The 12,599-nt window shown below is 64.1% G+C and carries 12 protein-coding genes; 6 read left to right on the top strand and 6 right to left on the bottom strand.

The window, feature by feature from the left end; translation table 11 throughout:
* Positions 1-30: 30 nt before the first annotated feature.
* The 3 genes from AC3WJU_RS19625 to AC3WJU_RS19635 form a co-directional block, all read right to left on the bottom strand.
* Positions 31-1,962: a bifunctional sugar phosphate isomerase/epimerase/4-hydroxyphenylpyruvate dioxygenase family protein gene (locus tag AC3WJU_RS19625; protein WP_492260633.1), complete on the bottom strand. Its 1,932-nt coding sequence runs from the start codon at positions 1,960-1,962 to the stop codon at positions 31-33.
* The gene (locus tag AC3WJU_RS19630; RefSeq protein WP_284988501.1) at positions 1,962-2,885 is read right to left on the bottom strand and encodes a shikimate dehydrogenase; all 924 of its coding nucleotides are present in this window, start codon (positions 2,883-2,885) and stop codon (positions 1,962-1,964) included. Before AC3WJU_RS19630 ends, AC3WJU_RS19625 begins: the two co-directional genes overlap by 1 nt.
* Positions 2,886-3,054: 169 nt before the next feature.
* The gene (locus tag AC3WJU_RS19635) at positions 3,055-3,825 is read right to left on the bottom strand and encodes an IclR family transcriptional regulator (RefSeq protein WP_059388805.1); all 771 of its coding nucleotides are present in this window, start codon (positions 3,823-3,825) and stop codon (positions 3,055-3,057) included.
* Between the two features lie 208 nt (positions 3,826-4,033).
* On the opposite strand from AC3WJU_RS19635, the gene AC3WJU_RS19640 reads away from it, so the two are divergent.
* Positions 4,034-5,350, top strand: coding sequence for an MFS transporter (locus AC3WJU_RS19640; protein ID WP_284988502.1), 1,317 nt, complete (start codon positions 4,034-4,036; stop codon positions 5,348-5,350).
* 184 nt (positions 5,351-5,534) lie between these two features.
* Complete coding sequence (locus AC3WJU_RS19645) at positions 5,535-5,771, top strand: hypothetical protein (RefSeq protein ID WP_059388807.1); 237 nt, start codon at positions 5,535-5,537, stop codon at positions 5,769-5,771.
* Between the two features lie 16 nt (positions 5,772-5,787).
* Here the strand turns inward: AC3WJU_RS19645 and AC3WJU_RS19650 are convergent, their stop codons facing one another.
* The 3 genes from AC3WJU_RS19650 to AC3WJU_RS19660 are packed head-to-tail and all read right to left on the bottom strand — an operon-like array spanning position 5,788 to position 7,508.
* The gene (locus AC3WJU_RS19650; RefSeq protein ID WP_059388806.1) at positions 5,788-6,075 is read right to left on the bottom strand and encodes a MoaD/ThiS family protein; all 288 of its coding nucleotides are present in this window, start codon (positions 6,073-6,075) and stop codon (positions 5,788-5,790) included.
* Between the two features lie 8 nt (positions 6,076-6,083).
* Positions 6,084-7,250, bottom strand: coding sequence for a WD40/YVTN/BNR-like repeat-containing protein (locus tag AC3WJU_RS19655; protein WP_492260634.1), 1,167 nt, complete (start codon positions 7,248-7,250; stop codon positions 6,084-6,086).
* Between the two features lie 57 nt (positions 7,251-7,307).
* Positions 7,308-7,508 carry a hypothetical protein gene (locus tag AC3WJU_RS19660; RefSeq protein WP_059388808.1) on the bottom strand — a complete coding sequence of 67 codons (201 nt, stop codon included), beginning with the start codon at positions 7,506-7,508 and terminating at the stop codon, positions 7,308-7,310.
* Positions 7,509-7,885: 377 nt separating this feature from the next.
* Between AC3WJU_RS19660 and AC3WJU_RS19665 the strand changes: the two genes are divergently transcribed.
* The 4 genes from AC3WJU_RS19665 (at position 7,886) to AC3WJU_RS19680 (ending at position 12,581) form a co-directional block, all read left to right on the top strand.
* Positions 7,886-9,274 (top strand): sensor domain-containing phosphodiesterase, encoded by a 1,389-nt coding sequence (locus tag AC3WJU_RS19665; protein ID WP_492260635.1) that lies wholly within the window; start codon positions 7,886-7,888, stop codon positions 9,272-9,274.
* A gap of 73 nt (positions 9,275-9,347) precedes the next feature.
* Positions 9,348-9,698 (top strand): metal-sensitive transcriptional regulator, encoded by a 351-nt coding sequence (locus tag AC3WJU_RS19670; protein WP_492260636.1) that lies wholly within the window; start codon positions 9,348-9,350, stop codon positions 9,696-9,698.
* 49 nt (positions 9,699-9,747) lie between these two features.
* A complete protein-coding gene (locus AC3WJU_RS19675) occupies positions 9,748-9,987 on the top strand; it encodes a heavy-metal-associated domain-containing protein (RefSeq protein ID WP_059388821.1) in 240 nt (79 codons plus the stop codon).
* Between the two features lie 8 nt (positions 9,988-9,995).
* Entirely contained in the window at positions 9,996-12,581 is a 2,586-nt protein-coding gene (locus AC3WJU_RS19680; protein ID WP_492260637.1) for a heavy metal translocating P-type ATPase, read from the top strand.
* The last annotated feature ends 18 nt before the right edge of the window (positions 12,582-12,599 follow it).

The raw sequence follows: 12,599 nt of genomic DNA on the forward strand, positions 1-12,599 counted from the left end.
CTTTCGGGTGGTTTCTTTCGTTGCTTCTGGTTAGTGGTGGGCGTGAAGCGAGTCGTACTGGACGGCGTGCCGCACGGGGGCGTTGGGTGCGCCGTAGCCGTCGTAATTGCCGCGGCGTTCCACCATTTCGAAGAACACGCTGCCCACTGTGGCGGTGTAGAAGTGGAGGAATTCACCGTTGGCGTCCCTGTCGTAGAGAAGGTTCAATTCCTTGAGGGTGGCCAGGAAGGCAGGATCCAAGGCGAACCGCGCATCCAGGTCCTCGTAGTAGTTGGCCGGTATCCGGAGGAAGTCGAGTCCCCGTGCCTGCGCCGCCCGGGCCGTGGCCACGAGGTCATCCACCGCGAAGGCGATGTGTTCCTGGTAGCTCTTGCGGGCGCCGTTGCCCTTCTGGCCGGGCTCCTGCTGAAGCATCGGAGCCAGGTTCAGCACCATGCGCACGGCACGGTCGGACGTCACCATGACCTGCGAGCGCACCAGGCCGCTGGGACTCGGCACTTCGGCGAACGGTTGAGGTTCCAGCGCGAGGGCACTCGTGTAGAAGAGGACGGCTTCGTCGAAATGCTGCCACGGCTGGGCCAAATTCACGTGGTCGATCGCCGCTTGCGCTCCCGCTGTAGGGTGCTTGAGGCCTTCGCCGAATTCATGGGTCTGCCCGAATTCGCTGGTCCATGCCGCGGTCCCGTCCGGGCTGCCCTGGCACAGGAAGATCTCGGTGGAGTCCGGGGCGGCGATGCCTTGGAACACTTCCTCGTCCGCCTGCACCTTGCGTGGCACCACGGGAGCCTTGAGCTGCTGGGCGCGGGCCGAGGCAATCACCGGAGAGTCGACGTCGAACCCCAACGCCGCGATGGCGGGTTCACTGTGCGACGGCGCTTGTTCGTTGATGATGACGCGGGCGTGGCCCATGGACCACAACTGCACGTCCTTGGTCCGGTGCCGGCCGTCGAATTCGAAGCCGAGTTGGCCCAGGAGAGTTTCGAGCTGTGCGGGCTCATCGGTTTTGACTTCTGCGAAGTTGAACCCGGCCGGTTCGGCGACCTTGGGCAGCGTGGCCAGTTCCATGGGATAACGACGGCGGCCGGCTGCGTTGGCGGGCGAGTCACCAGAGACGCCTTCCGCCGCAAGGGATGCCGCTTTCGCGTCGAGCCATTTGGCGCTTTGTTCCTCAAGCCAGATCAGCGAGCGCATCGCGTCGACGGCCGTGCGCTCCACATCGGACTGGCGGAAGACGTCGTTGAAGACCTCCAGCGAGACCGGGCCGGAATAGCCCGCGCGTGCCACGTGGCCCATGAACTTGGCCAGTTCAAATTGTCCTTCGCCCGGGAACACGCGGTAATGGCGGCTCCAGGACAGGACATCCATGGAGAGTTTCGGGGCGTCGGCCACCTGGACGAAGAAGATCTTCTCAGGCTTGATGGCCTCGATGGGTGCGGTGTCCCAGTCGCGGGAAAGGATGTGGAAGGAGTCGAGGCAGGTGCCCAGGTTGGGGTGGTCCACGGTGTCCACCAAGCGGTGCGCGTGCTCGTAGTCGTTGACATACTTGCCCCAGGCCAGGGCCTCGTACGCCACTTTGACGCCGTGGTTCCCGGCCAATTCCGCCAGCCGGGATAGCTGCTCGGCCCGGAGGCTGTCGTCGTCGATCGTGGCGGTTCCCACGTTGGTGCACACCAGGATGGTGTCCATTCCGAGGCGGGACATGAGCTTGAACTTGGCATCCGCCCGGCGCAGGTTTTCCTGCAGGATGTCTTCGGAGACACTGTCAAAGTCGCGGAACGGCTGGTAGAGGTCCAGTCCGAGTCCCAGGTCAGCGGCCATTTTCCGCACGTCCTCCGGGCTAAGCGGGGAGGTGACGAGGTCCTGTTCGAAGATCTCGATGCCATCGAAGCCCGCGATAGCGCAGGCCTGCATCTTTTCCTTGAGCGTACCGGAGAGGCAGACGGTGGCGATTCCCGTGCGCATCAGTGCCCCGCCCCGGCGAGCGCCTTGTCGGCCTTGGACTCTTCGGCCCTGGATACCTCGGCGCCCACCAGCTCCAGGAAATGCGCCCGCATCCGTTCTGGATCGGCATCGCGGCCGGTGAAGATGCGGAAGGCGTCGGCGGCCTGCCCCACGGCCATGCGACCGCCGTCGAGAACGCGGCAACCCTTGGCGCGGGCCTCGAGCACCAGCTGCGTTTCGATCGGTCGGTAGACGATGTCAGCCACCCAGTGGCGGGGTTCCACGAGGGACATGTCCAGCGGGAGGCCTGGATGCGCGGCCATGCCCACCGGGGTGCAGTGCACCAAACCGTCGGCCAGCGGCATGAGTTGCGGCAGCTCCGCCGTCGTGCGCGCCGTGACGGTGCTGCCCGGGAACAGCGCGGCAAGTTCCGCCGCCCGTTCCGCGCAGCGCACCGGATCGACGTCCACAAGGTCCAGTGACTTGACCCCCGCGGAAAGGAGGGCGTATGCGACGGCGGAGCCCGCACCCCCGGCGCCGAGCTGGACGACTCGCTCCAGGCCGGCGTCGGGAAGGCCGCTGGCTAAAGCTGAGCCGAAGCCGGAGAAGTCCGTGTTGTGGCCGGTAAAGCGGCCGTCCTTGATCAGCACGGTGTTCACAGCGCCAAGCCGCCTTGCGTCCTCGGAAACCTCGTCCAGGAACGGCAGCACCAATTGCTTGCACGGATGCGTGATGTTGAGGCCGTTGTAGCCAAGCCTGGAAGCAGCGGTCAGCAAATCGCCGACGGCGGAGCCGGGCAGGGAGAGCTCCAGCAGGTCGATGGGCCGGTACAGGTAGCGCAGCCCCTGGACGTCGGCCTCCCTCTCATGCATGGGCGGCGTCAGTGAAGGCGATACGCCTTCACCGATCAGGCCCACCAGGAAGGATTCGGCTCGGTTGCTCATGCTCATTGCTCCTTTGACAACTGCACCCGCGGATTGGCCCTCCCTGGATTCCCTCGGGACGTCCAGAGCGTGCTGCTCCGCCGGGCGGTATGAATCAGACTACACAAAATGTTCATATATTGCACTAGTGTTCTTATCGCGAACAAAAGTGATAGCTATTAACGCGCCGTTATCGCTGCGGCAGGCGGTCGGCAAGCTCTGACGCCGCGCTCTTCAGCAAGGGGACCACCGCCACCAGCTGCTCCACGCTCATTCGGAAGACAGGGACGGCGGTGGCAAGCGAGGCGAACGCAACGCCCTGGGAATTGAGGACCGGGACGGCGACGGCGCGCATGCCCACCTCGTTTTCCTCGTCCATGATCGCGTAGCCCTGGCGCCGGACCTTCTCGATTTCCAGGCGGAAAGCGTCCCGGTCGGTAATGGAGAACTCCGTCAGCGGCTCCAGTTCGAGCTCTTCCACCAACTGCTTCCGCTCGTCGTCGTCCGCGAAGGCAACTAGCGCCTTGCCCACGGCCGTGGTGTGCAGCATTCCAAGATGCCCCGGATCACTCGTGACCCGGAACATTTGGGGGCCGTCCACCTTGTTGACCGTGAGGTGGTGGTGGCCATCCCGGACCGAAAGGATGGTGGCTTCGCCGGTCCCTTCCGTCACGCGCTGCAGGATGGGCCGCGCGGTACCCGCAAAGCCATGGTGATTGGACACCCGCTGGCCCAGCTGGAAGACGCGAAGCCCCAGGTGGTAGCGGCGGCCGTCGGCCTCGTAGTCAACGAATCCGTCGCGGGTCAGGGATCCGAGCAGCCTGTAGGTGGTACTGAAGGGCAGCTCCGCCTGGCGGGCGAGCTCCGAGGCGCTGGCCCCCTTCGGCTCATTACCCAGTAATACCAGGAGGCCCAGGGCCTTGCCGATCATGTCGGTTTTTGTGTCTTCCTTCACATCCATACCTAAAGATTGCCACATCGTGAGAGCTATATCTAGATGGTGAGTAAATATCTTGACAAGTGACTGCGCTCACAGTCATCATTGCTATATCGCACAAGTAGCTCTCACAATGTGGCTACAGTGTGAGGCCGCTGCCGGACCCACAACGACGTTCCAGGTACGCACATTTCAGCCAGATGCGACATCGCCGTCACACAAAAGGAACACCATGAGTCACACGATCCCGTCTACGACGCCGGGCACTGCCACGGCAGGAACGCCGAAGAAGGCCGCCCTCGCCAGCTTCCTCGGTAGCGCCGTCGAGTACTACGACTTCTTCATCTTCGGTTCGGCCGCGGCCCTGATTTTCCCGCACGTCTTCTTCCCCAGCGCCGACGCCAACGCAGCCATTATGTCCTTCGCGACGTTCGGCTTCGCCTACGTAGCACGGCCCGTTGGAGCCATCATCCTGGGGCACTTCGGCGACCGCATCGGCCGCCAGCGCGTGCTGATGTTTACCCTGGTGCTCATGGGCGGTGCGACGTTCATCATCGGCTGCCTCCCCGATTTCAAGTCCATCGGTTGGTGGGCTCCGGCGCTGCTGGTCTTCGCACGGCTCTGCCAGGGCCTCTCGGCCGCCGGTGAACAAGCCGGGGCTTCATCCATGACGCTGGAACACGCGCCGGACAACCGCCGCTCCTTCTTTACCTCCTGGACCCTTACCGGAACCCAGGGCGGCCAGATCCTCGCAGCCTTGGTCTTCATCCCGGTCGTCGCCCTCCCGGACGAGGTCAAGTACGGCATCGGCTGGCGGATCCCGTTCTGGCTCAGCGCCGTCGTGGTCCTGGTAGCGTTCTTTATCCGCCGCACCCTGCACGAACCGCCGGCGTTCGCCGAGGCCAAGAAGAACAACCAGATCGCCAAGCTCCCCGTGGCCGACCTCCTGCGGCTGCACTGGGCCGACGTCCTGCGCGTTATCTGCTGCGCCTTCATCTCGGCGGTGAGCACGGTCTTCGGAACCTTGGCCATTGCCTACGCCAAGGACGTGGCCCACGTGAACAGCACCATCACCCTGTGGCTCGTCGTGGCGGCAAACGTCGTCGCCCTTGGCACCCAGCCGGTCTTCGGCCGGATGGCTGACCGGATCGGCCGCAAGCCCGTCTTCATCTACGGCGCCGTAGCCAGCGCCATCATGACGCCGGTGTTCCTTTTGACGCTCGAATCCGGAAACGTGCCGCTCATGTTCCTGGTCTCCGTGGTGTACTTCTCCCTCGGATACGCCGCCGCAAACGCAGTGTGGCCCTCCTTCTACGGCGAAATGTTCAGCACCAAGGTCCGCTTCTCAGGCTTGGCCATCGGCACCCAGATCGGCTTCCTCATGGCAGGGTTCGCCCCGACCATCGTGACGGCAATGGGCGGCACCAAGGCCGGCGGCTGGGTCCAGATCAGCATCTTCACCGGCGTCATCTGCGTCATCGCGGCGGTCTCCGCGATGACCGCCCGCGAATCCTTCAAGACCCCGACGGCGGAGCTCGGCCTGAAGTAGGACGCTCCCTCCAAACAAATCCGTGGTTCCACACCGGCCGCCCTCTGGGCCCGTGTGGAACCACGGATTTTCTTTGTCCCGGAAGTCTTACCCACGGCTAACCCGCACGAAACCACACCGCAACATTGGCCCGCCACACTGGAATAGCCGGCAAATGCTGGCAGCTCCAGCCAGGGAGGCCACCATGTTGAAGGAAGTATCAACCCACCCCACAAGAATCCGCGCGCTTGACCAGCTGCACCGCGGCGACCAGATCGAAGCCCGCCTCTCCGTCGGACCCTCCTACGATGACGTTGTCATCCGCAGGGGCAGCGTCCAGGAAACGGCCCCGGGCATCGGCGTCGTTTGGATCATGGATCAGCTGACGGGCCTGCGCAAGGCCATCAATACCGACGAATGCACAGTCTGGCGAGTGGCCTGACCTGGCCCCGAACCACTCAGCCGCCAGCCACGGACTGGATGATCAAGACCTCCTGGCCGGCAGCTACCTCAGTATCCAGACCCTTCAGACGCCGGACCTCCTCGCCGTTCACGTAAATATTCACGTAGCGGCGGAGCGAACCGGTTTCATCCCGGATCCTCCGGGCCAGCACCGGGTAGTCCCCGGTCACAGCATCAAGCAAGCTTTCCACGGTCACAGCTCCGTCGGCGGGCGTAGTCAGGTAGGACTGCCCGCCGGCGAGGGGCTGGAGAACACTGGGCAAAACCACCGTAATATCGGGCAAGGTCCGTCCTAGGCCGGCAGGCTGGATGCTGCGGCGGCAGCGGCCAATTCGTCGGCTACATCTGCGGAGACGACGCCGGAGACAACTGCAGCCCGGACACACAAAACATCAGGTAGATGCGAGGCGACTTCGATAAAGGACTCGCCCTCATCAGCGCTAACGTAGACAGAACCGCCGCGTGTTCCGAAGTACACCCCGGCAGGTTCAGCAGAATCCACCGCGGCTGCGTCACGGAGCACGGCGTTGTATTCATGGTCCGGGAGACCCACATCCAAACGCTTCCAAGTATTCCCGGCGTCGTCCGTGCGGTGCACCGCGAGATGGCCGTCCGGCGGAATCCGCTCACTATCCGCCTTGATCGGGATCACCCAGGCGGTCCCTTCGCGGCGGGGGTGGGTGAGCATCACGAAGCCGAAATCAGCGGGAAGGCCGTCGGCGATTGAAACCCAGTTCTCGCCGTTGTCGTCCGTGCGGTACACGCCGTGGTGGTTCTGCGCATACAACCGGCCTTCGACGGCGGCATCCGCGGCGATCTTGTGGACGCACTGGCCGAACTCGGGATTGGGATCGGGCATGAAGTAGGCCGAGATCCCCTTGTTGCGGGCCTCCCAGGAGGTTCCGCCGTCGAGCGATCGGTAGACGCCGCCCGTGCTCATGGCGACATGGACGTTCTCCCCGGAAGGATTGACCACGATCGAGTGGGCGGCAGCGCCACCGTAACCCGCGCCCCACTCGCTGCGATGCGGGTGGTCCCAGAGGCCGCGGTTCAACTCGAAGTGTTCTCCGCCGTCGGTCGATTTCCAGACAGAGATCGGTTCGCAACCTGCCCAGACCACGCCGGGCCGGGATGCGGAGTCCGGGTAGATCTGCCAGATCCGTTCCAGAGCGGCATCCGTGCCGTCCGGGAATTTGATGGCGCCTTGTTCGGGCTCGGTCCATGTGGCGCCCAGGTCATCGGAGTGGGCCACGGTGGGACCCCAGTGTTCGGAGCGCACGCCCACCATGATCCGGGGCTTGTCCCCGCGCGTATCGATCCCGATGCTGGGGATCTCGCTCATGAGGAAGTGCGGACCGGAAAGGGACCATTCCTTGCGGTCTGTGCTGCGTGCCAGCCACAATCCTTTTTTGGTCCCGATCGCCAAGACATAACTCTCTGCGGTAGCCATGAACCCCATGCAACCATCCCCGCGCGGGAGCCGCAACGGTTTTATGAACCGGTCTAGGAAAGCGCCTCAGTCCACGAACTCGGACTGCGTCTCAATGAAGTCCCAGTCGGCGTCGCTCAGCCCGCCGGCCAGCTCTTCAAGGCGCGGACCTCCGACATCCGCAATCCGTTGCAGAACTTCCAGTGGAAGCTCAGTGGCACGAAGGTTTTCGCGCAGCCATTCCTTGCTCTTAAGGTCTATGTCCAGCCACCACATGAAGATCTCCACGTGGACCACCCCTTCCTGTGCAAGTTAACGCTAGGCCCGCGCCGGGTGCACTACAAGGGGCCGGGTACCCCGATCAAACGCCGGATTTCGCCGTGAACCCGGGACCGGAAAAAGTAAAGTGAAAGTAGTTATTCAGATTGGTAGCGGAGTGCTGTTGGGGCACGTAAGCTATTTGTCAGCAGGAACCCCCAAGAACCTGCTCCAAAGTCCGCTCCGGAGTGCGTATCCCCCAATAACGCACTCCGGAGCTCTTTGTTTAAGGGTTATAGGCGCAAACTCGAAGCGCAGCGCCGGCTGGCCACGCGCCGTCGTCGGGCCTCCGGATCGACGCACTGGCGGTTACGGCGTAATCCCCGGCTTGGTGGCACTATTGGGTGATGCCCTTCATGCGCTTTCCCCGGCTTAAGAGGGCGTCTTCCCGGGAGGGACGCCAAGCGAACCGGCTGGCGTCGGCTTCAACCGGATGGTGGCTGCTGGTTGTCGTATTTATCGAGGCTGCAGTCGCCTTGTCTATCCGCCTGCCCTTGGCTTTCGGGCTTCCGCCGTGGGGCGGCATCGATGAAAAGACCGGATTCCCCGCGCTTCTCGCACTGCTGATCGTGCCCCTGGTGGTACTGGCCGCGTGGCGTCTCATGCGGCAGCAGCAGCGAGAACGCAGCCAGGCGTTCCGGACGTCGCGCTTGATGGACACCGTGCTGCACACAAGCATGGACTGGCTGTGGGCCACGGGGCCCGATGGACGATTTACGTTCTGCAGCCCGGCGTGCAAGGACATCACGGGGTACGAACCCTCCGAACTGCTGGGGAGGCACATCACCCGCGTGATCGACCCCGGGGACCTGGCAGACGCACGGGTGGACTGGAAAGCCAGGGAAAGCGGCGACTCCTCGTGGTCACGTGTAATCACCGTGTGCCGCCACCGGGATGGCAGCCGCGTCTTGATTGATGTAGCCGGAAGGCCGATTCGCGACAGGGAGGGCAGGGACTGCGGTTTCGAGGGCACCTGCCGTGTCTTGAATTCAGAGGCAACACGTTCGCGGGCGGAAGTCACTGTCCGCATCCAGGCCTTGCTCAACGACGGCTCACTCATCACAGCATTCCAGCCGATCCGGTGCCTGGAAACGGGCAACGTCGTTGGAGTGGAATCCTTGACAAGGTTCAGCGGTTCCCAGGAGTTGTCCCCCGAGGTGCGTTTCATGGAGGCCGCCTCGGTCGGCCTGGATATCGAGCTTGAGATCCTTGCCCTCCGGACGGCGCTGACCACCGCGGCAGGGCTCCCACCGGAGCTGTACATCGCGGCAAACCTCTCACCCCGGGCGTGCCTTGACCCCCGGCTGGCAGCCGCGATTGTAGAGTCGGCCATCCCTCCGCGACGCATCGTTCTTGAGGTCACCGAACGCCATGAGGTGGCCAACTATGAGCCGCTCGCCGAAGCGTTGGCACCGTTGCGGCGCGCCGGGCTCAGAATAGCTGTGGACGACGCCGGTGCCGGCTTTGCTTCCATGCGCCACATCCTGCAGCTCAAGCCGGACCTCATCAAGCTCGATCGCGAGATCATCGCCGGCATCGACACAGATCCGGCACAGCGGGCACTGGGAGCTGCGATGGTCGGTTTTTCCTCCGAAATCGGGGCCGCCCTGGTAGCCGAAGGGATCGAGACCGAGGCCGAGCTGGCTGCTGTCACCAAGCTCGGGATGACCGCGGCCCAAGGCTACCTTCTCGGCCGCCCTTCACTCAGGCCGGAGGACTGGGCGAGGTGGGAGTAGTGATCGCCGGCCCCTAACTGATACCCCCTGGGGGTACTTGATTTTATACCCCTAGGGGGTATATCTTTACGGCATGAGCACGATCGACGTAGAGCCCACAGATGTGAACCCGGTTGACTTGAACATTGGCCAACACGGCTACTCCTCCAACAAGGACGCCTACCTGCGGCGCCTTAAGCGGATCGAGGGCCAAGTACGCGGTATTGCGCGGATGGTGGAAGAGGACAAATATTGCATCGACATCCTCACCCAAGTCTCGGCAGTCACTAAAGCCCTGCATGCCGTGAGCCTCGGGCTCGTGGAGGAACACATCGGACACTGCGTCGTCGGAGCCGCCTCCGAGTCGGATCCCGTCGTGCGCGCGGAGCAAATCGACATCAAGGTCAAGGAGGCAGCCGATGCCATCGGGCGCCTGCTGCGGTAACCCCACAAGCACTCACCACACCATTCAACTCACCACCAAGGAGCACGCCATGGGCCACACCGCCACCATCCAGACGAACGTCAGCGTTTCCGGCATGACCTGCGGGCACTGCGTTTCCGCAGTGAGCGAAGAAATTGAGTCCTTGGCGGGAGTGGAAAATGTCGAGATCGATCTGAACGCCGGCGGAATCTCCACCGTCACCATCACCTCCACCCAGGAATTGTCGCCGTCCGAAATCGGCGAAGCCGTCGCCGAAGCCGGCTACCTGGTAGTCGCCAACGAGGCCTAGGGGCCAATGTGAGCAATCACGAGATCCTCCACCAAACGGGCACCCGCATCATCGAACTCGACATCGAGGGCATGACCTGCGCATCATGCGTGGCCCGCGTAGAGCGGAAACTGGGCAAGCTCGACGGCGTGGAGGCTTCCGTCAATCTCCCCCTCGAATCAGCCCACGTCACAGTCCCGGACAACGTCACGGACCAACAAATCGTGGACACAGTAAACGCAACGGGCTACAAAGCCTGGATCCGCGAATCGAGGCCCAGTCCGTCCACGGCCCCCTCCGCCGACCACACCCACGATCGCGAAACCGATATGCTCGGCGCGCTCGCTCCTTCGTCGCTTAGACGCGCGCTGCCGCATACCGGCCCCGCGATCGAGTCCAGCACCGAAGGCAGCGCCGGCGACGGCGGCGCCGTAGAACATGACCGCAGCAATAGCGCGCCGGAACATGACCACAGCGACGGTGCCGGTGTTATGCGGCAGCGTGCGTCTAAGGGAGGAACGACCGAGCACGCCGAGCATGGCGCCGGTGGCGGCGCGCAAGGCGACCACGGTGCCAGCGAGCACGCAGCCGGCGCCCACGAAGACCACATGCATCACGGCCCCGCGTCCCGCCAGCTAAGGCCAAGACTGATTGCCGCCGCCATACTGACGGTTCCGGTCTTCGCCATCTCGATGATTCCAGCTTTGCAGTTCCCGCACTGGGGTTGGGTCGCCGCTGCACTGGCACTTCCCGTGGTGACGTGGGCTGCCTGGCCCTTCCATCGTGCGGCCGCCATTAACGCACGCCATTTCGCTTCGACCATGGACACGCTCGTCTCGATTGGTGTCTTGGCCGCATACCTCTACTCCGCGTGGCAACTCTTTGCCAACCCCATGATGACCGAACACCCGGGCATGGAGTCCACGGGAGGCATGGGCGGCGGGCTGTACTTCGAAGTTGCCGCCGTGGTCACCACGTTCCTGCTTCTGGGCCGCTATCTCGAGGCCAACGCCAAAGCGAAGGCCGGCGACGCCCTTAAGGCCCTCCTGAACCTGGGGGCGAAGGACGCTACGGTGCTGCGCGACGGCGTCGAGCACAAGATCCCGGCCGAGCAACTCGTAGCCGGGGACATCTTCGTGGTCCGCCCGGGAGAGAAGATCGCCACGGACGGCCTGGTGACGAGCGGTTCATCCGCCGTGGATGCCTCCTTGGTCACCGGTGAATCGGTGCCCGTGGAGGTCGGCCCGGGAAGCCAGGTCACGGGCGCCACCATCAACACTTCGGGCCGTTTGCTGGTCCGCGCGACGCGCGTCGGTTCCGAGACGACGCTGGCCCAGATGGGGCGGTTGGTCAGCCAGGCGCAGACGGGCAAAGCCCCGATCGCACGGCTCGCCGATCGGATCAGCGCCGTGTTCGTGCCCGTCGTGCTGGTCATCGCCCTGGTTACTTTCGTAGTCTGGCTCGCGCTGAGCGGGGACCTCAATGCCTCGTTCACGGCTGCCGTGGCGGTGCTCGTGATTGCCTGCCCGTGTGCGCTTGGGCTCGCGACTCCCGTTGGCCTCCTGACCGGGACCGGCCGGGGTGCGCAGCTCGGCATCCTCATCAAGGGCCCACAGGTGCTTGAAGATACGCGCACTGTGGACGCCATCCTGTTGGACAAGACCGGAACCGTCACCAGCGGCAAGCTGGCCGTCGGACATACCCTGGCCTTGAACGGGCACTCCCCCGCCCACGTGCTCTCTCTCGCCGGCGCCGTCGAGGCAGCGTCGGAGCATCCCATCGCCCACGCGATTGCCGCTGCCGCCAAGTCCGCAATGCCCGACGCCGGCCCGCTCCTCGCGGTGAAGGACTTCAGTTCCGCCCCGGGCGGCGGAGTCCGGGGAATGGTTGCGCTGAACGGAGCCGGAAACGGCACTGAGCGAACGGTCGTGGCCGGCAGGACCGGCTGGCTGGAAGACAACGGAATCTTCCCCGACGATGCACAGCGCCGGGCCCTGGCAACCGAGGAAGCCGGCGGCGCAACCGCCATCTGGGTTGCTGTCGACGGGAAGCCCGCCGGGATCGTGTCGCTAAGGGACACTGTCAAACCCGGTTCGGCGGCAGCCATCGCGAAGCTCAAGGAACTCGGGATTCGCCCTCTCCTGCTGACCGGAGACAACGCCGCGGTCGCCGCCCAAGTGGCCACCGCCGTCGGGATCTCCCCGGAAGATGTGTTCGCGGGCGTCCTGCCTGAAGGCAAAGTGGACGCGGTGCGGATGCTCCAGGCCCAGGGGTCCACTGTGGCCATGGCCGGGGATGGAGTCAACGACGCCGCAGCCCTGGCGCAAGCCGATCTTGGCATCGCCATGGGATCGGGCACGGATGTGGCGATCGAGGCCTCGGATCTGACCGTGATGGGCAGTGACCTTGGCCAGCTGGTGCAAGCCATCGAGCTGTCCCGGAAGACGCTTGCCACCATCAAGACAAACCTGTTCTGGGCGTTCTTCTACAACGCCATCGGTATCCCGGTGGCAGCCCTTGGTTTGCTCAACCCGATGATCGCCGGTGCGGCCATGGCTGCGAGCTCGGTCCTGGTGGTCGCGAACTCGCTCCGGTTGCGCTCCTTCGCAAAGTAGCCCCGACCCACCCAACTC

The sequence above is a fragment of the Arthrobacter sp. FW306-1B-F12A genome (assembly GCF_058781865.1).

What these genes read in the sequence shown, in the direction of transcription:
- AC3WJU_RS19625 (WP_492260633.1), bottom strand. Translation starts at nt 1,962, where the DNA reads ATGCGCACGGGAATCGCCACCGTCTGCCTCTCCGGTACGCTCAAGGAA.
- AC3WJU_RS19630 (WP_284988501.1), bottom strand. Translation starts at nt 2,885, where the DNA reads ATGAGCAACCGAGCCGAATCCTTCCTGGTGGGCCTGATCGGTGAAGGC.
- AC3WJU_RS19635 (WP_059388805.1), bottom strand. Translation starts at nt 3,825, where the DNA reads ATGGATGTGAAGGAAGACACAAAAACCGACATGATCGGCAAGGCCCTG.
- AC3WJU_RS19640 (WP_284988502.1), top strand. Translation starts at nt 4,034, where the DNA reads ATGAGTCACACGATCCCGTCTACGACGCCGGGCACTGCCACGGCAGGA.
- AC3WJU_RS19645 (WP_059388807.1), top strand. Translation starts at nt 5,535, where the DNA reads ATGTTGAAGGAAGTATCAACCCACCCCACAAGAATCCGCGCGCTTGAC.
- AC3WJU_RS19655 (WP_492260634.1), bottom strand. Translation starts at nt 7,250, where the DNA reads ATGGGGTTCATGGCTACCGCAGAGAGTTATGTCTTGGCGATCGGGACC.
- AC3WJU_RS19665 (WP_492260635.1), top strand. Translation starts at nt 7,886, where the DNA reads ATGCCCTTCATGCGCTTTCCCCGGCTTAAGAGGGCGTCTTCCCGGGAG.
- AC3WJU_RS19670 (WP_492260636.1), top strand. Translation starts at nt 9,348, where the DNA reads ATGAGCACGATCGACGTAGAGCCCACAGATGTGAACCCGGTTGACTTG.
- AC3WJU_RS19675 (WP_059388821.1), top strand. Translation starts at nt 9,748, where the DNA reads ATGGGCCACACCGCCACCATCCAGACGAACGTCAGCGTTTCCGGCATG.